The sequence below is a fragment of the Prevotellamassilia timonensis genome (genome assembly GCF_900106785.1).
Lineage (GTDB): Bacteria > Bacteroidota > Bacteroidia > Bacteroidales > Bacteroidaceae > Alloprevotella > Alloprevotella timonensis.
The window spans coordinates 702917-726736 of the sequence record NZ_LT629845.1; the positions used below are offsets into that span (position 1 = coordinate 702917).

The following is a 23820-nucleotide window of genomic DNA, read 5'->3' on the forward strand; positions in this document are numbered from 1 at the left end:
ATTTGCATCGTCCCAAATTACACAATGAATATGGCAACAAAGAAACTACATAGAATGAGCCGTGTGATGCCGCAAAAGGAATTGGACAGCGTGAGCCATGCAAGGCGCACGATGGGCAATAACCGTGCCTTTGAGGTGTTGTGGCAAGCACAGCAGTATTGGCTTGCGATGGAGACATTCCGCAGAGACCGTGAGAGAAACAAGAACTACACCTACGGTAGGCAGTGGGATGACTATGTATGCGTGAACGGCAAGATGATGAAGGAAGAGGAACTCATCAAGAAACAAGGCAACGTGCCGCTGAAGAACAACCTCATTAGACGCATGGTGCAAGCCGTGCTTGGCGTGTACCGCAGCCAAGCCAAAGAGCCGACCTGCACGGCAAGAGACAGAGACGAGCAACGGTATGGCGAAACCATGAGTACCGTGCTGCAATGCAACATGCAGTTGAACCGCATGACCGAGATAAACGCAAGGTGCATGGAAGAGTTCCTCATATCGGGATTTGTGGTACAGAGGAAGTGGTACGGTTGGCGAGAAAACAAGCTGGACTGTTGGACGGACTATGTGCAACCCAACAATTTCTTCATCGACAACAACATGAGGGACTTTAGAGGTTGGGATTGCAGTTGCTTGGGCGAGATACACGACATCTCGTTTGAGGACTTGTGCGGACGCTTTGCCCACAGCAAGGCCGACTACGACCGACTGGCCGAGATATACAAGTATGCCAAGGACAAATCGTATCTCAGTGCCATGTATGACAACTTCGGCTATCCCCTGCAAGGCTACTACGACTTCCTCGTGCCCTACGACCAGAGCCGATGCAGGGTAATTGAGGTGTGGCGCAAGGAAAGCAAGGAGAGAGTGCGCTGCCATGACGTGAACAACGGAGACGTGTTCAAGGTGGACATGGAGGACTTCAAGGAACTTGTGCTTGACGAGAATGAGAAGCGACTGCAACAGGCGCGAGAGTTGGGCATGAGCGAGGACGATGTGCCGCTTATCCGCTATGAGTGGTTCATGGACTCATACTGGTACTACTACATGCTCACCCCATTCGGAGACATACTTGAAGAGGGCGAGACACCCTACGAGCACAAGAGCCACCCCTACGTGTTCAAGGCATACCCATTCATAGACGGAGAGATACACTCGTTTGTGAGCAACGTGATAGACCAGCAGCGGTACACCAACCGCTTGATAACGATGTACGACTGGATAATGCGAGCGTCAGCCAAGGGTGTGCTGCTGTTCCCGGAAGAATGTCTGCCCAAGGGCATGTCGATGGAAGATGTTGCGGACGAGTGGGCAAGGTTCAACGGCATCATCATGATAAAGCAGCCCAAGGCAGGACAGGCACTGCCGCAGCAGATAGCCAACAACTGCACGCAGATAGGCATCTCGGAGTTGCTGAACATGCAGCTGAAGTTCTTCGAGGACATATCGGGCGTGAACGGAGCGTTGCAGGGCAAGCCCGGCTATTCGGGCATGTCAGCCAGTCTGTATAACCAACAGGCGCAGAACGCCACCACCTCGCTGCTTGACCTGCTCGACACGTTCTCGGCATTCATCAGAGACGGAGCGTACAAGGACGTGAAGAACATACAGCAGTTCTACGACACACCGCGCGTATTCAACATTGCAGGAAAGAACTCCACCATCGTGGAGTACGATCCACGGAAGATACGCGATGTGGAGTTTGACCTAAGCATTGTGGAAAGCACCGCCACGCCAGCCTACCGCGCCTTGACCAACGACATGCTCATGCAGTTGTGGCAAGCCAAGGCAATCAGTGTGGAGCAGTTGCTTGAACACGGAGATTTCCCATTTGCAGACGAGTTGCTGCAGAGCATCAAGTCGCAGAGGGAGCAGTTGGAGCAAGGGCAAGTGCCGGACGGAATGTCGCCAGAACTTGCACAGCAGGTTCAGCAGGGAGCGAACATGCAAGCCGTGAACCAGGCGCAGCAGATGATGCAACCACAATAAAGAAAAAGCCTCACTAAGCCTCCTTAGGCCGACTAAGCCAAAGGGACTTTGTGGGGCTTTTCTTGTTATATGGAAGCCTCGGAGACGGGGCTTCTGTCTTTTCGGAGTGTGCGGTTTGTGATAGGCACAAATTCGGGCATCTCCATTTCGCGATAGCAGATGTGCAGACCGATGGCACGCGTCATAAGCAAGTCGTCATGCTTGCCGACAATAGCACCATACGCGCCATTCGGCTTGCGCTCATAAGTGTCGTACTCGTCAAGACACCGCTTATCGCGCTCGATATACAGACGCTCGCGAATGACCTTGACCAAGGTAGAGATAATCATCGGCTTGGTGGCCACATTCGTGTGGAAACCATACTTGCGAGGCGCACCCTCGCGTATCTCGTCCTCGGACTGCTTGCGAGCGTAGAGATTGGGATAGATGTCTGAAATCTGATTGAGGATATACTGCGACTGGTCGCCACCCTCCACCTGTCGCTCCTTGTCGTGCGTCTCCAAGGTGTTGGACTCGATGACCAACAGCGAGTCGTTGTAGAAAGCCGCAATCTGTGCGGCACGCCATGCGAGGCGGTCGATGTCGCAATGGCCATACCACTGCGCCACCACAGACGGAGGCTCGCTACCGTCAATCATGCTCAGACGGTCGAACACCACGATGACAGACCAGTCAGCCTTGTTGGAGCGTCCGCCCACATCGACTACGGTAAGGTAGCGGTCGGTAACCTCGTAATCGTCAAACTTCTCTGGCATAGCCCAAATGGAGAGTAAGCCCTGCCTGTCCTCACGGAAACGGAGATTAGAAAGAGCCTCCTCGCCCTCATCGGCATCGGCATAGACCTCGCCAACAAACTTAGGCTTGCGGCAATATGGCTCAAACTGCTTGACAAGATACTTGTCGAACACCATTGTACCTGCATGAACAAACGCCTCCACATCGTCAGACGGAAACTCCGCAGCCATCACCGCAAAGTCATTCTTACCAGCACGCTCGTATATATACCAATGGATAGCCTCCAGTGTCGCCCCCTTTTCCCACAACGACCACAGATAGCGTCCGCTCTCCTCACGATTGGACGGAGTGTAGGCATTGTTGCGGTTCTCCCAAAGCCATTTGGCAAAGGCGCGTAGTTCTTCGGCAGAGTCGAAAGGACGCGAGTAATGCTCAATCTGAAACCAAGAAATAAAAAGTGCCTCAAACTGTGACTTGACAGTAGGGTCAGCAGCGGCCGTATATTCCGCATCAAAGTAAGTGCCAACACCATCAGCAGTACTTTCCATAACAATCATCGTGTAAGGTCGTGCGAGAATACCAGAGCAAGCGGAACGCACAATATCTTCGGGCGACTTACCCTCCGTCTTTTTCCACAGACCCACCTCGGAAAGATGCACCAACGAGTAGGCACCGCCACGGCAACCGTTAGGACGCTCGGCTGTACCCACCTTAATTTTGCAGTCTCGTTGTGGCACACGGTACGTAGAACCCGACTTGCCGACACCGACAAGTTTAGGCTCATTCTCCGAATAGACCTCACCCAACTTGTGCAGGAACTCCACCGGGTGTTTCTTTATCATGAGGTCGAACATATCCTTGATTTCGTCAGATGCCGTGCCTTGGTGTGCGATGATGAGTGAGTTGAGACCTTTTTTGTGGAAGAACTGCAACCACGCCATGTAGAGTTGCACAGTCGTGGAGCCGCCCCACTGACGCGCTTTCAAGAGAATAAGACGGATAGGTAATCCTGCCTTTCGTTTCGCCTCAAAGCGCGACACGAGGATGCGCTGCGGATACCACAGACGGAAAAGCACGTCCTTTCCTGCGTCCTTGTTGTGGATATAGACGAGCGTAGCCGTCCAAAAAGGAAAGTCGTGCTTGTAGCGCAAGCGTATGAACGTGCGCGACACCTTGATGAAGTCGTCGTCATTCGGCTCAACGTGCATCACGGACGAGAGAAACTTGTCGATAGAGCCAGCCTTGACCAACTTCTTGACAAGCGGAATATTCATCATCTCAACAGGCAACCACTGAACGGGAATAGCAAAGTCGGCAATGCTGACACGGACACGTTTACCAATAGACCCCTCTCCAGTGACAGGGTCGAACTTGGCGAACATGACTTCATTGCGCCTGTCATTCTCCGCAAGCAGTGCGGCAATCTCTGTATCTATCGTATTGGTTGTCATACCATCCATTCTTTATGCGGTAAATAAACTCCCCGACCGTGCGAGGCGTGAGGTAGAACTTGGGCGCAGGTTGATTGACAATCTTCGTAACCAACTCATAGACCGACTTGTCGGGATAATCCTCACGCATGAGGAGATATCTGCGGTAAATCTCCTCAAACATCTCACGCTTGTTGCTCCTCATGCGCGGCATGGGTTTTCCTGCCGCCATAGCGGAAATGACAATGGCTGCCCTCTCCTCGCTCACCCAGAAGCGAGAAGCAGGCGACTCAGCCACCAACTCAAAGATGACAGGCATGACGATGATGCTTGCTTCGGCAAGTTTTTCGCGATAAGCCCTCATGAGTTCGGTATTGCGCGCCCTCGTAAAATCTAGTATGCTGCCAAAATACTTCATAGTATCACTGTAACGTGTTGGCGTAATTAGTAAACAAGTTAACGGGTTGACTTGAATTTACGCCAAGGGTTGTTTTTTCCTATACAAAGTTAGCGAAGCCAACTCACAATAGTTAAAAGTGGAAGCACGTCTTCTATGTTTATTTTTGCACTGAATATGGCACATCCTAAATTAAAAGAAGAAAATGGCTGAAAATAACCAAGTTAAGAGCAGACGCGACCAGCAGCTGGAGCGGCTGAGGAAGAAATACCCCGGCAAGAAATTCGAGGACGACGAGGAAATCTACGGTCAGATTTCCGACGATTACGACCAATACGAGCATGATTTGGACGATTACCGAGGCCGTGAGAAAGCCTTGGGCGACATGTTTTCGGCCGACCCGAGGAGCGCCCAGTTCCTTGCCGACATGCACAACGGGCAAGACCCTGTGCTCGGCCTTGTGAAGAACTTCGGCATCGAAATCAAGGACGTGCTCGACAATCCCGAGATGCAGGACAAGATAGCCGAAGCCAACAGGGAATATGTGGAGCGTGTGGCCAGATCGAAGCAGCTCGACGAGGAATATGAGAAGAACATGGACGCAAGTCTTGAAACCCTTCGTCAGTTCCAAGAAGAGCGCGGCATGAGCGATGAACAGATAGATGCCGTGGCCGATGCCATGCTCACCGTGGTGAAAGACGGCGTGATGGGCAAGTTCTCGCGCGAGACCTTGGAAATGTTCGTCAATGCCATCAACCACGACAGCGACGTGGCCAATGCCAGCGAAGAGGGTCGTGTGGCAGGACGCAACGCCAAGATTGTGGAGGGGCTGCGCAAGCAGAACAAGGGCGACGGTACGTCACCACTGAACGGCAAGAACGGAAACGCTGGAAGCGGACAGAAATCGCAGAGCATCTTTGACCTCGCCAATGAAGCCATGTAGCCCATGAAAGGAGAAGTAGTCAAGTTTCCAGCCGATGGCAAGCGGCGCCCCCCCCTCAAAGGCAGTGCAGGACTATATACCCAAGTGCCGGGCGGCATGGCAACAGTAAGCAATCTCGCGAGTGCGACAGGCGGTATAGCCCCCGGCAAACTCGTACAGACCGATAACAAGTAACATTATTCACAAACTAAAAATTACAAGACATGGACGGAGAAACCGTACAAGTAGGTGGTACGACAACCACCACCCCTGCACCAGGCACAGCCGGCGTGCAGAGCCAAGTGCCGGGAGCTGCCACTACCGTCAGCGGTGTGGCAGGTGCGACAGGCGGAGTAGGTCCGGGCAATCTCGTGCAGACAGACCTCGACCAAGAACTCTACAAGTTCAAGAGTGACGACACCCCGCTTATGCAGCTCATGCTGAAAGCGCGAAAGGTAAAGGTGGGTTCCCCCGAGGTAGAGCACTACATGATTGACGAGCCACGTTCCAGCGTGACCACGACTACCAAGGTAACCGCAGGCGCAGGCAAAAATTTTGTGCTTCCGCTTCCCGCAAGCGATGCAGAAATACCTCGTCCCTACGGCACGTTGCTTGTCAAGGGCGTTGACGGCTATGCCGAGGACGGCAAGACCAAGACCCCCGGCAAAGACCTCATGCTGTTCGTGACAGGCCAAGACCCTACGACAAGCAACCCAATCGTGAGAGCTGTGAACGGCCCGAAGGCCAACACTACCGACGAGAGCTGCACCACACCCGAAATTCCTGCAGGTTCCACGCTCATCGTACTCTCGAACGCCCTCTACGAAACGCAGAAGAAGGTAGATCCCGACCTCATTGTTCCGCAGGGAACCACCGTGTACCTGCAGAAGCGTGGCATGAACCAGATTGTGTCCGACTACTATGATGCGCAGAAGAAGAAAATTCCGTTTGGCAAGGCCGTCATCGCCGAAGCCGCCATCACCAACTTCAAGGTGCGCGGCAACCGAACCCTCTATGCTGGACGCAAGGGCAAGATGACCGTGCAGACACCCGAGGTAGGTGCGCAGGTCATCTACTTTACGGAGGGTGTCCGCTACCAAGTGAAGAAAGAACTCCAGCATATGGGCAAGTGGACAGTGGAGGAAATCATCGCTTTGGCCAAGATGACATTCACGGGCGAGGACGTGCCCAAGAGTGTGATTGCCCTTTCAGGCAAGAACTTCTTGGAGAATATCCAGTGCATTGATTACTCGAAGCACCCCGAAATTCAGATTACCACCAAGACCAATCCCGTGGGCTGGGTAGTGACCAACTTCCACACTGTGTTCGGCGACATCGAGTTCAAGCACGACCCGACCCTCGACCGCTTGAAGTGGAGCAACTCCGCGTTCATCGTGGCCCCCGACCGACTGGTGCACTACCAGTACTCTGCAGAACACTCGTCGAAAGACCGTGTGGAGGGCGAAGAGGCAACACGCGAGTCAATTCTTGTGTGGGACGCACTCGCACTCAAAGGCTCATGCCACATCTGGATTAACGGTGAGGGCGACAACGAGAACACCACAGCCACACAAATTCACTTGTGGGACAGCGCAGAAGCCCCTGCCACACCAGTTGAGGGTGGTGTGTACTATCTGTTGCAGGACTGCCCCGGCATCAATGCAGAAGCCGTCAGCGGTCAGATGTGGCAGTATAAGAATACCGCATGGGCAGAGTATACAGGTGACGTAATGTCCACGGAGTAACCCCGAAATTCAAACAACCAATTCATCAATCAATAGAGGCGGATAGGTAGCAATGCCGTCCGCCTTTATTATTATAACATTCAATGTCAATGAAAAAGAAGAAAATAACCTACGGAGTGTTCGGCATGATGGAGTACCAATCCATCATCAAAATAGGACGCGCCACGCTCAAAGTTTTGTTCACAGACGGTTCCATCACCTCGTTAGGCCAGAACCCGGCACACTACACCACCAGCGACTTCCTTGTGCAGCACGCCATCGAGAACAGCCGCGATTTCAAGCGCGGCCGCATCAGAGTGGTGAATGCCATAGAACTTGACGAGGAGGTCCGCATTGAGCGTAACCACACAGCAAGTGCACAGACGGCACGAGCCAAGGTTGCTGCCAGTCCTGCTGTAAAGGTGGAGAAAGCCGCTGACAGCGCAGCCCCTGCTAAGGAAGAAGATACGGTTGTGGAAGATGTGGCGGGAAGCATGGAGGCCGTAACAGGAACAGCTCCCGATGCAACAGAGGCAACTACAGAAGCCACAGGAGAGGCTGAGGACAAAGCAGCCGAAGGAGCTGCAACCCCTACCGAGGTGGAGTTTTGCACGAACCAAGAAGCCAAGGACTACCTTGCTAACACGTTTGGCGTGAAAGGTGCGCTCAAGACGCGAGCCGAGATTATTGCTGCGGGTGAGACCTACGGCGTGAAGATATCTTTTGTGAAAGACTAACGACGCAGACGACATGGTGTACAAAATCGAAATTGTGGAGCGAGACGTGCGTATAGCCATTGACGAGAACAAGACCGGCGAGCAGCTCATCAGCGATGAGGACGTAGACACCCTGTCGTTGAATGACATCATTCGCTCAAAGATAGTGGAAGCCGTGAGGCGTGTAGAGTCGTCCGCTCCCGTTCGCTACTTGGAAGAGGGTCACGTGTTTGGCGATGCCATCTACTGGGAGCGTAACGGCAGCGGTTGGACTCTGCTGCCCGATGATTTCATGCGTCTTGTAGCCTTTCGCATGAGCGACTGGGAACGTACCTGCTATATGGCTATATCTGCTGATGACCCATTGTATGATCTTCAATCTTCCAGATACAAGGGTATCCGCGGCAATGTTCAGAAGCCTGTATGTGCCATAGTGAACCGTGCAGAGGGCAAGGCGTTGGAGTTCTATTCGTGCAACAGCGAAGACGCATATGTCAAGCGCGCCTCTTACATACCTTATCCGGAGATAGACGAATACGATGGCATAGACATCTCGGAGCGTTGTTATACCGCCGTGGTCTACATGACCGCAGCATTAGTATTAACCGCCTATGGTGCAAGCGAGCAGGCAGCTGCAATGAACACCTTGGCAAAAAGCATTTTTGAATAATGAGTTCAATACCGACGAAACAGATAGACGGCGATGTAGCCATCGGCAGGGACGCTAATGTAGGCGGCAATGCCACTGTGCGCGGCTCGTTGAAGGTTGGCCACAACCTGACCGTTGAGGGCTGGCTCGATGCCAAGAACATAAAAGGTCCGAACAAAGGCCTGTTCAAGACGGCGGCACAGCTACGCGAGGCATACCCCAATCCGCATGATGGGTGGTGGGCATTGGTGACCATAGAAGGCAGTGTGGCGTCAGATCATCTTGGGCAGCTTTATGTGGCTGACGGTGGTGCGTGGGTGGCTCAGGTTGACAGCAAAGGTAATCCGCTGCTGAGGGGGTAACCCGGTAGTTGACAGTACGAAGTATATTGACGCCTTGAGAGTTGATGTAAGCAAGAACAAGGAAGATATACGCAGTCTTGGCTCTACTCAGGGCACGCAAGGCAACAGTATCAACACACTCAACACCCAAATGGGTACGGCCCAGAGCGACATCAGCACTCTGAAGAAGACAGTCAGCGACAACAAGACCGAACTTGCTGGCAGCATCAGCGGTGTGCAGAAAGACCTCACATCGTTCAAGAACACTAAAGGACAGCCCAACGGGCTTGCACCTTTGGACGAACAGAACCAGGTACCTTCGCAGTATCTACCCGACTATGTGGACGATGTGTTGGAATTTGGCGGCATGGTAAGTGGTGTTACGGTGCAATCAAATTCGCTCGAAAACTCCTCGACAGACAAGGACTGCAGTGTGGTGTACAACAAGAGCACAGAATGTTTTGTGATAGCCTGCACCACGACCACCGATGCAGCCTGGGGTGTGAAGCAAGTGACCTACTACAACAACTGGATAGACGGTGACCTTTACGGCAAGGGCACTCTGAAAGGCCGTGTGCCCCGCAGCGGCAAGGTATTCATAGACGTGAGCACGAATAAGACCTACCGTTGGGGTAATGGCACACTTGTCGCAATTGGTGGCTCCACAGCCCAAAATGGCGTTCAAGGCACAAGTGAGGACTATGTGTACTCATCGGCATCAGATGAAACTCGCACGGTATTGAGCGGCAAGATGTGGACTTACACGCATACAGATGGTAATTTGTTTTTGCGGTTCAAGAAGTGGGGAGCTAATAATGACACTGCCCAGCAGGACTATTGCCAAGTGATGCTAATGGGTTGTGTATCGAATGATAAATGGGGACTAATGAACCCTTACGTGTATGCACGATTGAATAATCATACTTTGGCAGAAGGACAGAGTACGTTGGACGCAGTCAAAGTGAACTACACACGTTTTGACGATAGTGGCAACAAAGTGCTTACGCTCACGAAAGCAACTTCGGCCAAGGCAGGTGTGATGACGGCCTCCGACAAGACACTGCTCAGCGGCCTGGGCAAACACCTGCACCCCGACCCCGACAACCTCACCACTCTCAAGGCCCTTAACACCGCCCTCGACGCTATGGGCCCCGACACCGCACAGGGCACACACCACCTCAGCTGCTGGGGCATACCCCTGGCCGTCACCCTGGCCGTGCTCAACGTGGGCGACAAGGTGCTCATGCAGACCATCACCGGCTCCATCATCACTACAGCCGAAGCCACGGCCCTTGCCACCATCAACGCCCCCGGGCACTACACCACCCTCGTGCGCTATTATCAGGAGGGCAAATGGGGTACATGGGCTTCTATTGGCGACAGCATATCGGCAAGTATCAATGTTTCGCAACTTGACACCTATTTTATGAAAGAAGATGGCAAAGGCGGTGTTGTAGTAGACATGGTAAAGTGCAAAAATGCTAAACCCATTTACGTTGTGGTGGACGATGAAGGCAATCGTGTGGGCTTGCTGTTTACGCATAGTGACACCATGAAACATTGTCTTGTGCTGAACTTGTTAACGCACATAACGCTCGGGGACGATGGTTCACTAATTACGAGTGAACATAAGCACACATACGATTACCCCAAGTTCTATCGCAAGAACCTTGGTTTTAAGTTCTTTTCAAATGCAGGTGAGAGCGACCCAAGCTATTTTGAAAAGTTGCAGGCAAGCAAATGGTATTGCCCACTTGATGAACAGTTTAAGAGAATGGTGCCAACGCTGCAAGGTGGTGCTGCAGGCGATGGGAAAAAATACATTTACTCGCAAGGTGGTAGCGATAACACTCGCACGGTGTTGAGCAGCAAGATGTGGATATACAAGCACAGCGATTTCAATCTGTTTCTGCGATTCAAGCATTGGGGCGCGAACAATGACAAGGCAGAGGAGAATTACAGCCAGGTGCAGCTGCCAAACGCATGGACGGGAAGTAATGGCCTAATGCGTCGCGACATATACGCACGCCTTGACGCATTTGAACTGCGCGAGCAAAATTCCACGGCCACAGAGGTAAGGATTGTAACCCCGATTTTTACCACAGGCGGCACGAGAGAGCTAAGTATATCACAAGCCACTTCGGCCAAGGCAGGTGTGATGACAGCTACCGACAAGAGTAAATTAGATAGCTTAGGTAATATTTCTGCCGAAGGTGCCCGCGCTGCAAAAAACTTGTACGAAGCCACCGGAGGCACAATACTATTTGGCCCCAATAATATTTTCGATACAAATAACAGCACATTAGGTGGCGCTGTTGATAAGACTGTATACGACAGTTCTACTCCAACAGAATACACAAAAGGAAGTCCTTTTGAAGTATTTTGCACGCAAGGCATAAAGTCTGATGTAGACAGCAAGAAGTATATGATATGGTTCGGGTTGCGTAAAAGTGCGACCAACATAGAGCGATATGATTGTCAGCAAGTTATAGGGCAAACCGAGGCACAGCTTTACGCGTATGGAACTCACGTAGCGTTCCGTCTGAATGATGGAAAAGTGTATGCCCCTAATAAAGACAGTGCTGGGTTGTCTATAGGTACGGCTACAAAATATATAGTGTCGCGAGAATGTGTTATACCTTCGTATAGTGATTTGCATGATGCTGCAACAAGTGAAAAAGCCGGGTTGATGTCTGCTGCTGATAAAGCGCAGCTCGATGTGATTGCGGCTTCGATGGATTCCTTTGGCAACAGTATTACGGAACAGGCTAAGCGTATATATGATTTGGAACAGTGTAAGCCTTTGGCTACGAAGAGTAGAAATGGCTTCATGAGTTCTGAAGACAAGACTCAGCTACAGGGTGCGTTTGCTGATTTCAATGCCCGACGACAGGCAAATGACGTGGAAGGCTATGTTGGCAAGAGTAATGTAATTAGTGTTCCTGGAGATGTTAGGAATACACAAATTGCTGCTGATATTTATCGGAATGCTGAAGAACGTGATTATACCCCAGGTGCTTCTTTTGGCGTGTATATTTCGGTCGGGTACGATGAAAACAATCCAAACAAACAATGTGTTTGGTTTGGCTTACCCATCGAAGCAACCAAGTTTGTGCGATATCGTCTTGATTATTGGTTGCATGGTACTGCTGACACTCTTGTCGGCAAGTACTTATGCGACACCAACGATAAATACTATGCGGTTCGCGAAGGAGCTGTTGGTGAATATATATCCGAGGCCTCAGATGATACTCCTTGCATCATGACCATTGCTGATAAGCGTCTTCTTAATCAAATAAAACAGAAGTTGGGGTTATAAGTAGGTGTTAAAACGAGTAGAACGGGGTTCGGATAGTGTCCGGACTCCGTTCTTGCATTTTATGAATACCGGTGTAATCCGGTCGGAAATATATTGGGGTGGGGGAGTACTCCCTGGTAGTACGTTCCGTTTTTTCTTGCTCCTGACTTCCTCACTTTTTGTGCCATTGTGAATGACGCATGTCGAAAAACAATGAGATATGTCATTTGATTGGGTGACGCATTGACTTAGTTTGCAGTGACGACTATGGTGAATTTAGTTTGTAGCTATCCGCTAATGCGGGAGACTTGTGTTAGCCGCTTACCGCGGGGACATAAGCACATAGGTTTACATAAGAAACACATAAGGCTGCTGCGCGGCTGACGGCCACGGACTAACGTCCGGGTGGCCTCAAGAGACATAAGGGCTGACGCCGTGGGGTGGCTTGGTAGCCGCTAACGCGGGAGACATAAGAACATAAGGGCATAAGAACATAAGATATGACGTTTGTGTTAGCCGCTTAGCGCGGAAAACATAAGCAACATAAGTTTACATCATAATAAACACACAAGGCCGCTGCGCGGCTGACGGCCACGGACTATCGTCCGGGTGGCCTCAAGAGACATAAGGGCTACGCCGTAGCGTTATTTATCAGCCGCTAACGCGGATGACATAAGAACATAAGGACATAAGAACAAAAGTATTTCAAGACATACGGGCATGGACTTGCGTCCATGTGCCCTTAAGAACATAAGGGCTGACGCCGTAGCGTTTAATGCTATAGTTTCTTTGTTTATGACGCTCAATGTCGTAACGGCGTAGCTCTTATGTTCTTGAGGGCACATGGACGCAAGTCCATGCCCGTATGTCTTGAAACTCTTTTGTTCTTATGTACTTATGTCCTTTTGTTTCCGCGTTAGCGGTAAATCTCATAACTCACAAACAATGACACACCACAATATCCCAACTTCATCACTTTTTTGTGCCATTGAACGGCGCATATTGAAAAACGATGAGTTGCGTCATTTGATTGGGTGACACATTGACGAGGTCAGGAAATAAGCCATATTTGTTTATATAATACGGCCTGCATGGGATGCTTACGAAAAAGGGCTGCTATCCTTGTATGTTTGCTGAAGAATAATTTAGGGCTATTCAGAAAATCATTAAGTGATGTATTTCCTGAATAGCCCTATATAAAGAGGCGCTTATTGCATACGCCATATATTATTATCATGTACTAAAGTGACCATCACTTCTTCTTGACTGCCATCATTATATGTAACATTCAAGAAAACGTTAGCCAGTTGGTCGCTGTTGTGCATTTCAGAGCGCAGTACTGCAACTCGCTTGACACCAAGTTTTTCGTTTTTGATATCCTGATTGTGATGACGTAACATAGAAACAATGTTATTTTTGTAGTCAGAAGGCATGCCATCGCATGACTGCATTGCTCCTACATATTCGTTATATTGCCCGTTGGCCTGCATCGTATAGTATGCAACGGCCATAGAATCAGAATTATCCGTATACAGCCCTTTTTCTGTATTGGCTGATGACTTGGAATTGCATGCTGTGGTAATGGCTATAAACAAAGCAGCAGCCATGTTAGCACACAAGCTATAACAACGTGACATCACTTTTGGCGTATAAAGATATTTATTGGCGTGCCCGAAAAGTTCCATCTTTCTCTTATTTTATTTTCGAGAAAACGCCGGTATGGTTCCTTTACGTATTGTGGCAGATTGGCATAGAAAACAAACGAAGGAACCTGGGTGTTAGGTACTTGGGCGCAATATTTAATTTTAATGTATTTGCCTTTGATTGAGGGTGGGGGATAGGATTCAATCAGTGGCAACATTTCCTCGTTGAGCTTTGATGTTGAAACACGACGCTTGCGGGCGAGGTAAACGTCTTTTGCTATTTCAAGAACCTTGAATATTCGTTGTTTAGTAACAGCCGAGGCAAAGATTATCGGGAAATCGACAAACGGAGCCATACGGTTGCGAATGGCATCTTCAAAGTGCTTAATAGCCGTGTTCGATTTGTCCTCAACCAAATCCCACTTGTTTACCACTACTACCAAACTCTTTTGATTTTTCTGAATGATTTGCACGATATTCAAGTCTTGACTTTCAATGCCACGAGTGGCGTCAATCATCAAAATGCACACATCAGAATTTTCAATCGAGCGAATAGCTCGCATGACAGAATAAAATTCAAGATTTTCTGTAACCTTGTTTTTGCGTCGTATGCCGGCGGTGTCAACAAGGTAAAAATCGAATCCGAACTTTGTGTATCTCGTGAGGATACTGTCGCGCGTTGTACCTGCAATATTGGTGACAATATTACGGTCCTCGCCAAGGAATGCGTTAACGATGCTGCTTTTGCCTGCATTAGGTCTGCCTACGACACTGAAACGAGGTATATTATCCTCTGCGGCATCATCGTCCTTTTCCTTGCCCAGTTTCTCAATAATAAGGTCAAGCAGATCGCCTGTACCACTACCTGTGATTGCTGAAATGCAGAAAGGATCGCCAAGTCCTAATTTGTAGAATTCTGCAGATCCGTAACGTTCTTCATTATTATCTGTTTTGTTGGCACAAAGAATTACGGGAACTTTTGTGCGTCGCAAGATAGTGGCAACTTCTGCATCAAGGTCGGTTATGCCATTTTTTACATCGACAACGAATAAGATGACATCAGCTTCTTCTGTGGCTAATGTCACCTGTTTGCGTATTTCGCCTTCGAATATATCGTCAGATTTAACAACCCAACCGCCGGTGTCGACAATTGAGAATTCTTGTTTGCCCCATTCGCATTTGCCATATTGACGGTCACGTGTAGTGCCGGCTTCATCGCTGACAATGGCCTGGCGTGTTCCCGTAAGGCGGTTGAACAGAGTTGATTTGCCGACATTAGGTCGGCCTACTATGGCTACTAATTTTGACACGTTATTTCTTGTTTTAATAAGGTATGATAATTTGTTTAGGGCATTTGTGGTCGTGGCATTCTTTGTTGCGTGCAGTTTCATGCAACAGAAGTGACCTCCTGTGAGTTAATCCAACTTATAGCCGTATGCTTCAAGGCGTTTGGTATTGCTCCGCCAGTCTTTGTCTACCTTTACAAAGATTTCCAAGTAGATGCTTTTTCCAAAGAACTTTTCAAGTGTCTTTCGCGCTTCTGACGAGACTTTTTTTAATGCCACGCCTTTGTGGCCAATGATAATGCCCTTTTGACTGTCGCGTTCAACGTATATAACAGCGTTGATATGTATGTGTTTGTCATCTTCCTTGAATTGCTCGACAACCACCTCGACTGCATAAGGTATTTCTTTGTTGTAATAGAGTAAAATCTTTTCTCGAATGATTTCTGTTACGAAAAAGCGTGCAGGTTTGTCAGTCCATTGATCTTTGCCAAAGTATGGGGGCGATTCGGGTAGCAACTCCTTAATACGGTTTAGCACATTATCAACATTGAATTTTACTTTTGCCGAGATAGGGAATATTTCAGCTTTAGGCAGACATTCATGCCATGTTGTCACCAGATTCTCTAAACTCTTTTGGTCAGAAATATCTATTTTGTTTATAAGCAATAAAACCGGCACATTCATGTGTTTCACCTTTTCAAGGAAATCGTTATTCTTGTCCGGTTTTTCTACCACATCGGTCACGTACAGCAGCACGTCGGCGTCTTGCAGTGCTGACACTGAAAAAGCCAACATTTCTTCTTGCAACTTGTAATTAGGCTTCAGTACACCCGGTGTGTCTGAAAAGACAATCTGCGCATCATCACTGTTGATGATGCCCATAATTCTGTGTCGCGTAGTTTGTGCCTTGAATGTGGCTATGGATATGCGTTCGCCCATCAATAGGTTCATCAGTGTTGATTTGCCTACATTGGGGTTGCCTACAATATTAACAAATCCTGCTTTGTGCATGGGGTAAGTCGTGAGGAAAATGGTAAAGGAAGCGAGATGTTCAAAATTTGAGCACTTGCTGTGTTACTTGTAAAATAAGTAATAATGCGGATACACCGCCTTTGCACATGCCATACGGGGAATTAGTAATGGTGAAAAAATAACTTGACCAATTTTGTGGAGTAAGGAGTCTTTTCTTCTGTCCTGTCTTTTTGTCGTTTCTGAAATTTGTCATCGGTCACATAGCCCGCTATGCTACCTCTTCAAAATTCGAAAACCAACGAAAATACAGACCAAAATTGGTCAACTTATTCTTTCACCATTACTTATATGCTTAGTCGGTGTATTCGCACTACTGTTTTTTATGAGATAAAGTTTAACGTAAGCGCATTATTTAGCGTCGTAACCCCATTTCATATATGCTGCGCCCCATGTAAATCCAGCACCAAAGGCACAGAGAATGATGTTGTCGCCCTTCTTAAGCTGCTTCTCGTAGTCCCATAAGGCTAAGGGCAAAGTACCAGCAGATGTATTGCCATATCGCTGAATGTTGAGCATTACCTTATCCATAGGAAGTTCCAAGCGATTGGCAACAGCTTCGATGATTCTTACATTTGCCTGGTGTGGTACAACCCACGCAATATTATCTTTGGTGAGGTTGTTGCGCTCTGCTATTTTAGCACAAGCGTCACTCATGTTTGTAACAGCGAATTTGAATACGGTGCGACCCTCTTGGTGCAAATAGTGCATGCGGTGGTCTATGGTAAAGTATGACGGGCTGCATACACTGCCGCCAGCTTTCATACACAGGAAGGGCAGGCCCTTACCATCTGTACGCAAGTAGCTGTCTTGCCAACCTATGCCTTCTTCTATTGAAGGTTCTACTAAGGCAGCAGCTGCTCCATCGCCAAAGATAGGGCATGTAGCGCGATCGGTGTAATCAACGATGGATGACATTTTATCCGCACCACAAACTACTATTTTCTTGTAACGTCCACTCTGTATCATGCCTGCAGCAGCGTCCATTGCAAACAAAAATCCGCAACAGGCGGCCTGCATGTCAATGGCGAAAGCATTCTTCATGCCCAAACGGCCAATCACAATACTTGATGTTGATGGAAAGTGATAGTCGGGAGTCGTGGTTGCAACAATGACGCAGTCAATTTCTTGTGGGTCTGTACCAGTTTTTTCAAGGAGTTGCTTCACGGCTTTGCGTGCCATATAGCTTGTACCCAAGCCTTCTTCATTAAGTATGCGGCGCTCCTTGATACCAATGCGTGTCATGATCCACTCGTCGTTGGTGTCTACCATGCGCGAAAGTTCATCATTGTTCAGCACGTATTCAGGAACGTACCCGCCTATACCTGTAATGACAGCATTTATTTTTTCCATAGGGATAGGAACTATTGTTGACGTTGTGCAATCATTGTTCTGACACAAAACGCGCCTTGTATCAATGGTTGCAAACAATATTGTTGAAAAAAAGTAGTTTAAGAGCCGCGTTTCCTCGCTTGAGCTATATCAGCGGCTGGCTATTGTACAGACAGGCGGATACACCATCAAGGAGCAGTCCAACTCTTAAACTACCGGATGTCAAGTTTGGTGAGAAAACACTCAAAACTTTACTCTGCCACTTCCTTTACGATGGCAAGCTTGCCGCGATAATAGCCGCAAGTGGGGCATACAGTGTGATAGATGTGCCAACCACCGCAGTTAGGGCATACTGCCAAAGTAGGAGCTACTGCCTTGTCGTGAGTTCTACGCTTAAGAGTTCTTGTTTTTGATTGTCTTCTTTTAGGATGTGCCATTTTATTCTATTGGTTTTAATTGGGATTAAACTTCTGTCTGAACTGTTTGCCCTTTAGCATTGTCAAGTGTCTGAACACATGACGCATACAGAGGACCTTTAATCTTGCTCAGGTTCTTCTTTCGTTATATAACTAAGCATTTCACTATTGCATTCACCATCGGGGTGTACCCTTTGTATGGGTAGGGATGTCTCAATGATTTCATAGACAATCCACGACAGGTCAAAGTCGGACGTACCCTTAATGGTATAAAGCATTTCTGCTGCATCTCCATCTTCTTCGTCACCATCTTTAATATTGACAGTGTCTGAAGCCTCAATGTCGATGGTAAGTGGGTCCAAACAGCGGTCACAGGGGACGATCACTTGTCCCTCAACGCTGATGCTCACCTTATAGATATTACCAGCAGATGCTTTAACAATAATGCGGGCGTGAACGTCTCCGCCACTTATTTCTTCTTGCTCCAGGTCAGCGAAGAAGCGATCAGTCAGCTCAATGTCAAGGCGTTTAGCTGCTTCGTCAGCATGCGCCAAATTGATATGTAGGAGATTTTCACTTTGCATAGCGGCTGCAAAGATAGTAATTTATTATTGATACATCAAAGTTTTCATGCCGTTTTTTGTTGACGGGACGAAACTTCTGCTCATAAATGCGCACCAGTTTACTCCCTCTTGATAGTATAGGGAAAGGATTGATCACTTGGCGTTGGGTGTAATGATAAATGAGAAGTTGTGATTGCCATATTTTATGCGATACTGAGGCAAGGGCCATGCTCCCCAAGAGTCAATACACCCTAATCCCATTTGACGTTGTGCAATATGTACGACGGTAAAGGGACGGGGAGTTAGGTCACCTGAATGCATTTGATGTGCTTCCTTAACGGGTCCACCGTCTAAATCCTCTGTTTCGTAATTAAGGGCGCTCATTTCGATAGGGTTGGGTGCTGTAATCGTGATACCTTCCTGTGTTTCGTCATTGTAGAGACTCCACCAGCGAACGTCCGTTTTGTTGCCACACTCTTGCGGTCGTATATAAGCTGAATATTGTTCAGATACGCTTTGTGTATACTCGCCCAAGAATGTTGAAGTATGGCGGTCCCAGTAATTCTCAATCGGTCCGCGTCCATAATAATGTATGTAATTGAAGTCCTTCGGCAGAACCATGGTCATACCGAAACGTGGCATTATGGGATATTTTGCCAAACTGTCGTTAGGTATGAATTGTTCCTCAACTACAATCTTGCCTCGTGAATTAAGAGTGTAGGTTAGAGTGAGAGAGGCTTTAACTTCGGGCATGTCATATTGCGCAACAACCTTTTGACAAATACCCTCATTCTCGCTTTTTAGACTTTTAAGATTGAATGTGGGGTTTTTCCATACACCAAGCTTTGTTTGTAACGATGCACCATAGTCATTGTCTGTGGGGGCACGCCAAAAATCGGGCTTGAGAGAATAGCCGTCCTCTAAAATAGGTTTGCCGTTTACATCGATATAGTCTATAAATCCGGTATTCTTGTTGATTGTTACGGTTGTAGTAGCACTGTTGAGTATGATGCAGGCAAGTTGCTCGTCTTTTGTAACTGCTGGTTTGACCTTGCTGTTCGTCAATGGTCTGATAGGCATTTCAAGCTTAACTTGTTCCAAAGAAGGATATATATACGGACTCAGAACGAATTCTTGTTTGGCAACAATATGGCCCGCTTTAAGAAGCTGATCGTCGTTCTTTATTCTATATTCAACTTGCAGCACATATTCGCCTGCAGACGTGGGCCTCTTATAACCTTCCAATTGGATACTTGCGTGTTGTTGTGGAGCTACGTCTATGTCTGCAATGGTACCAGCGGCTGATTGCTTTCCATTGCAAAGCAATGTCCAATTCAGAGAGATATTATTCAGCGATTTGAAGAAATTCTCATTATAAATGTCAAGTGTGGCATTAGCACTGTCCTTGAGTGTTGTCCATATATTTTGGTAAAAATATTTGACTTCGTCAACATGCGGGTGTGCTATACGGTCAGGGTTGAACAGACCATTGCAATTAAAGTTATGATCGCTTGCGGGATAACGTCCAAAATCACCACCATAGGCATAAATATCTTTGCCATTTTTATTCTTCGCTCTCAGACCTTGATCTACAAAGTCCCAGATAAATCCACCTTGGAACTTAGGGTATTTACGCACTAAATCCCAGTATTCGCCAAATCCGCCTTCGGAGTTGCCCATAGCATGAGCGTATTCACACATAATCAGCGGTTTCGTTATGTCTGTTCGTTTTGCGTAGGATTCGCAATAATCGTATGGCAAATACATTTCGGCATAAATATCCGTTCCACGGTTTTGCAGTGCACGTTCGTACAGCACGGGACGGGACGAGTCATATTTTTTGACCATGTCGTAGGCCTTTTCAAAATTTACGCCGTAGCCAGCCTCGTTGCCAAGGCTCCAAATCACAATACACGGGTGATTCTTCAATATTTGAGTATTGTTGCGGTTTCGCTCAAGGTGAGTCTGTTCATACTTGGGTACATTGGCCAGTGAACTGCTGCCAAAGCCCATTCCATGAGTTTCGATGTTAGCTTCTGCTATAACATAAAGACCGTATTTATCGCAAAGATCATACCATCTCGGGTCATTGGGATAGTGGCTTGTGCGTACAGCATTAATGTTGTTTTCTTTCATCAGTCTGATGTCTTGCAACATACGATCAACACTGACAACATAACCACCATCGGGGTCGATCTCATGTCGGTTTACGCCTTTAATGAGTACGGGTTGACCGTTTACAAGGAATTGTGCGTCCTTGATTTCTATCTTGCGGAAACCAACATTCTGCTCAAGGCATTCAAGCAGTTTTTTGCCGTCCTTCAAATCTACGCGTAACTTATAAAGATTAGGCGTTTCTGCTGTCCATTTTAGTGGGTTATTAACCCTCCATGCTAATTTAGCTGTGTTGCCCAAGGGCACATCTTGTGATTTCACCACGGCACCTTTTTGATCGAATAAGGTTAGTGTGACAGTTTTATTTTTACAGTTAGCACCCTTTAATTCAATGTTTAACACACCATTGGTATAATTGTCGCACAAATCCGGTGTTACAAAAATGTCAGAAATGTGGCTTTGTGGCCGAGCGTACAGGTATACTTCGCGTGCGAGTCCTGTCAAACGCCAAAAGTCTTGGTCTTCAAAATATGAGCCATCGCACCATCGCATGACTTGCATGGCAATAAGGTTTTTCTTTCCAGGGGTGAGGTAGGGGGTAAGGTCAAATTCGGCAGCGGATTTTGAATCCTCGCTGTATCCTACAAATTTGCCGTTGACCCATATACTGAGGTTAGAGGTGGCCGAACCCACGTGCAAGTATATTTTATCACCTTTCCAGTTGTCAGGAACAGTTATTTCCTTTCGATAGCAACCAGTATAGTTATTTTTCTCCTCCACGTATGGAGGATTAGACTTGAACTGTGTGGCCCAAGCATACCCTATATTTTTATAGGTAGCATCGCCATGTCCGTTCAATTCAAAAATGCCAGGTACAGGAAATTCTTCCCATTCTGAGTCATCAAAGTTCACAAGGTAAAAATTCGCTGGAGCTTCGTTATGATTCTTCGAAAATTTGAATTTCCATTTACCTTCAAGTGTCATATAACGTTTTGATTCGCTTTTGTCGCCAGACTGTGCTCCAGTGATTGACTCGAAAGCAAAAAAATCAGCGCGCGGTGTTTCAGTACCAATTCTGTTGACAGATGGATTTAGCCAGTAGGGCTCGTGCGTACTCTTTTGTGCGGCAGATGTTGTAATACAAGCTGCTGCAATACCTAATAATATAAGTTTTTGCATGTGATATCTATTTCTGTTAAATTATTCGTGTATTTTATTTGATTTGCTTGATTTGGGCGTACGCCTTATAATAGCCTAATTGTCCCGATTTGCTGAAATCCTCTATGGCTTGCTGTTTCATGTTCTTCCTTTTATATAGGATTGCACGATTATAGTAAGCTTCAGTCAAATGGTTGTCAAGTTTAAGGGCTGCGGTGAAAGCCTCCAATGCTTCATCATAACGTTGTCGCATGGCCAGCATACAACCTATGTTATATTGAACATACGCATTATCGGGCAATATGGTCGACGCTGATTTTAGGTCTGTAAGTGCCAATTTAAGCAGTTCCTTTTTCCTTTCTTTATCGGTATTGTCCGAATTGGTCATGTGGTATAGCACGTTAGCGCGTTGCAGCAAAGCTACCACAGAACTCGAATCGCAACTGATCGCTTTGCTCGCTTCGCTCAATGCAGTTGTATAGTTGTATTTTGCTATGGCTATGGAGGACCTGTACAAATGTAGCTCAATCAAGCTACACGCATTCGAAACACGTTCGACCCGTTTTTCGTCGTATTCAGCGTTTGCTGCACTATTCGTTTCATGTTCAGCCGTCAGTCTATATTTCCTGTTGGGAACTTCTGCATGTTTATAGCGCACCATCTCAGCCATAAATCCAACTGAATGATAACCACGCTCACTTGTATGGCAAAAAGCGGGGGCAAACATCGGCGCCAAGTCGTCGGATACCTGTTCATTCTGAACCTTGCCAAAGAAGGTACCGAACACGTTGCGTGCTGTGTCAGGATCCTCCTGCACCAATTGTTGATATTTGTCCAATTCATGGTCTGATCGTAGACGTACACTCTTTCGGGAAACCTTGTTCGTGTGCCCGAATGTAACGTCCAGATTATGCCTGGCAACAACGGTTTCATCGTTAAGAGCTCCCTTAACGTCTCCAATTTTGCGTCGGAGTTGAGCACGCATCAAGTAGCCATAATAAAAGTTGGGGTATGACCGTATAAGTTTTGTATAATCCGCAATTGCACCTTTATAGTTACCAACTTTTGTGCGTAATTCTGCGCGATTATATATAGCCAGAGTGTTGCTGGGTTCCACCTGTATGATATAATCAAAATCTAAAATCGCATTATTCAAATCACCTACAAACGTGCGTAGTAATCCACGGTTATAGTGGGCTACAAAATGCGTAGGTTGTAGTGCAATCGTTTGATCATAATCTGCTATGGCAAGGCCGAATTTGCCTAACGCGTGGCGGGCTTGAGCTCGTGATATGTATAATTCATAATCATTGGGAGTATAACTAATAGCATGAGTCAAACACGAATCAGCCTCGGTATAATGCTTTTTGCTTAGAGCATACTGTCCCTTAAATCCCCAAGCATTACCATCACGGGGATTTTTTTCCAATAGTTTGTCAATCCACACCAGTGCCGATACAGTATCTTTTTGTTCGAGCAAACTTTGTGCACGTACCATATAAGGCCGGTAATAGTTTGGCCATGTACGCATCATATAGTCCAAATCTTTATTAGCCTGTTTATAGTCCTTCAGTTGTAGGTAGCAAAGAGACCGGTTGTAGCGCGAATTTTGATCCTTGGGTTTGTTTTTCAGCACGCGTGTATAGTCGTCCACGGCACCAGTAAAGTCGTTATTGTGTATGCGGCATAAAGCTCTTAGTTGGTAAACCTCCATTTGAAACGGATTGAGATTAATGCTCTTGTCACAATCAGTTTCAGCCCCACGATAGTCCTCAAGGGTGAACTTTGCATAGGCTCTGTAATAGTAAGGCGCTGCTAAAAAAGGCTTGCTTTCTATAGCTTGATTGAAATAATGAATTGCCGTCAAATAATCGTCAACGCTCAGTGCGTTACGCCCCATGTATGTCACCATCTCTGCGTCAATTTGTGCTATACATGGTACGATAGCAGACATAATGGTCATAAAAAATGCTACGAACCTTTTGCTCGCATTATGGCTAATGCGATACAAACAATTCGTAGCATGATATCTTATATTGTATTCAAACATCTGCTTATTCATTGAACACAGACAAAT

At 47.4% G+C, this 23820-nt stretch carries 18 protein-coding genes; 8 read left to right on the top strand and 10 right to left on the bottom strand.

Features of this window, described 5'->3' with window-relative positions; genetic code table 11:
• Window positions 1–30 precede the first annotated feature (30 nt).
• Entirely contained in the window at window positions 31–1989 is a 1959-nt protein-coding gene (locus BQ5453_RS11415; RefSeq protein ID WP_235860081.1) for a portal protein, read from the top strand.
• A 65-nt stretch (window positions 1990–2054) separates the two neighbouring features.
• Here BQ5453_RS11415 and BQ5453_RS11420 read toward each other — a convergent pair whose 3' ends face one another.
• Complete coding sequence (locus tag BQ5453_RS11420) at window positions 2055–4175, bottom strand: terminase large subunit (RefSeq protein ID WP_071123296.1); 2121 nt, start codon at window positions 4173–4175, stop codon at window positions 2055–2057.
• Window positions 4123–4572, bottom strand: coding sequence for a hypothetical protein (locus BQ5453_RS11425; protein ID WP_071123297.1), 450 nt, complete (start codon window positions 4570–4572; stop codon window positions 4123–4125). The genes BQ5453_RS11420 and BQ5453_RS11425 overlap by 53 nt, the downstream gene beginning before the upstream one ends.
• Before the next feature lie 184 nt (window positions 4573–4756).
• On the opposite strand from BQ5453_RS11425, the gene BQ5453_RS11430 reads away from it, so the two are divergent.
• The 7 genes from BQ5453_RS11430 (at window position 4757) to BQ5453_RS11455 (ending at window position 12222) form a co-directional block, all read left to right on the top strand.
• Window positions 4757–5494 carry a hypothetical protein gene (locus BQ5453_RS11430; protein ID WP_071123298.1) on the top strand — a complete coding sequence of 246 codons (738 nt, stop codon included), beginning with the start codon at window positions 4757–4759 and terminating at the stop codon, window positions 5492–5494.
• A gap of 3 nt (window positions 5495–5497) precedes the next feature.
• The gene (locus tag BQ5453_RS14355) at window positions 5498–5668 is read left to right on the top strand and encodes a hypothetical protein (protein WP_022102410.1); all 171 of its coding nucleotides are present in this window, start codon (window positions 5498–5500) and stop codon (window positions 5666–5668) included.
• A 29-nt stretch (window positions 5669–5697) separates the two neighbouring features.
• Window positions 5698–7218 (top strand): SU10 major capsid protein, encoded by a 1521-nt coding sequence (locus BQ5453_RS11435; RefSeq protein WP_071123299.1) that lies wholly within the window; start codon window positions 5698–5700, stop codon window positions 7216–7218.
• 89 nt (window positions 7219–7307) lie between these two features.
• On the top strand, window positions 7308–7934 hold the full coding sequence (locus BQ5453_RS11440; protein WP_071123300.1) for a hypothetical protein: 627 nt from the start codon (window positions 7308–7310) through the stop codon (window positions 7932–7934).
• A 13-nt stretch (window positions 7935–7947) separates the two neighbouring features.
• Window positions 7948–8583 carry a hypothetical protein gene (locus tag BQ5453_RS11445; protein ID WP_071123301.1) on the top strand — a complete coding sequence of 212 codons (636 nt, stop codon included), beginning with the start codon at window positions 7948–7950 and terminating at the stop codon, window positions 8581–8583.
• Entirely contained in the window at window positions 8583–8924 is a 342-nt protein-coding gene (locus BQ5453_RS11450) for a hypothetical protein (RefSeq protein WP_071123302.1), read from the top strand. The genes BQ5453_RS11445 and BQ5453_RS11450 overlap by 1 nt, the downstream gene beginning before the upstream one ends.
• Window positions 8925–8958: 34 nt before the next feature.
• Window positions 8959–12222: a hypothetical protein gene (locus tag BQ5453_RS11455; RefSeq protein ID WP_071123303.1), complete on the top strand. Its 3264-nt coding sequence runs from the start codon at window positions 8959–8961 to the stop codon at window positions 12220–12222.
• 1187 nt (window positions 12223–13409) lie between these two features.
• Here BQ5453_RS11455 and BQ5453_RS11460 read toward each other — a convergent pair.
• The 8 genes from BQ5453_RS11460 to BQ5453_RS11490 form a co-directional block, all read right to left on the bottom strand.
• A complete protein-coding gene (locus BQ5453_RS11460) occupies window positions 13410–13886 on the bottom strand; it encodes a hypothetical protein (protein ID WP_143033396.1) in 477 nt (158 codons plus the stop codon).
• Window positions 13838–15154: a ribosome biogenesis GTPase Der gene (gene der, locus BQ5453_RS11465; protein WP_071123641.1), complete on the bottom strand. Its 1317-nt coding sequence runs from the start codon at window positions 15152–15154 to the stop codon at window positions 13838–13840. Before der ends, BQ5453_RS11460 begins: the two co-directional genes overlap by 49 nt.
• A gap of 105 nt (window positions 15155–15259) precedes the next feature.
• On the bottom strand, window positions 15260–16141 hold the full coding sequence (gene era / locus BQ5453_RS11470; RefSeq protein WP_071123305.1) for a GTPase Era: 882 nt from the start codon (window positions 16139–16141) through the stop codon (window positions 15260–15262).
• Window positions 16142–16510: 369 nt separating this feature from the next.
• On the bottom strand, window positions 16511–17512 hold the full coding sequence (locus tag BQ5453_RS11475; protein ID WP_022102449.1) for a beta-ketoacyl-ACP synthase III: 1002 nt from the start codon (window positions 17510–17512) through the stop codon (window positions 16511–16513).
• 230 nt (window positions 17513–17742) lie between these two features.
• A complete protein-coding gene (rpmF, locus tag BQ5453_RS13860; protein ID WP_022102450.1) occupies window positions 17743–17928 on the bottom strand; it encodes a 50S ribosomal protein L32 in 186 nt (61 codons plus the stop codon).
• A 98-nt stretch (window positions 17929–18026) separates the two neighbouring features.
• A complete protein-coding gene (locus BQ5453_RS11480; RefSeq protein ID WP_022102451.1) occupies window positions 18027–18491 on the bottom strand; it encodes a YceD family protein in 465 nt (154 codons plus the stop codon).
• 132 nt (window positions 18492–18623) lie between these two features.
• Window positions 18624–21764: a beta-galactosidase, LacZ type gene (gene lacZ / locus BQ5453_RS11485; protein ID WP_071123306.1), complete on the bottom strand. Its 3141-nt coding sequence runs from the start codon at window positions 21762–21764 to the stop codon at window positions 18624–18626.
• Between the two features lie 34 nt (window positions 21765–21798).
• Window positions 21799–23805, bottom strand: coding sequence for a tetratricopeptide repeat protein (locus tag BQ5453_RS11490; RefSeq protein ID WP_071123307.1), 2007 nt, complete (start codon window positions 23803–23805; stop codon window positions 21799–21801).
• Window positions 23806–23820: the final 15 nt, after the last annotated feature.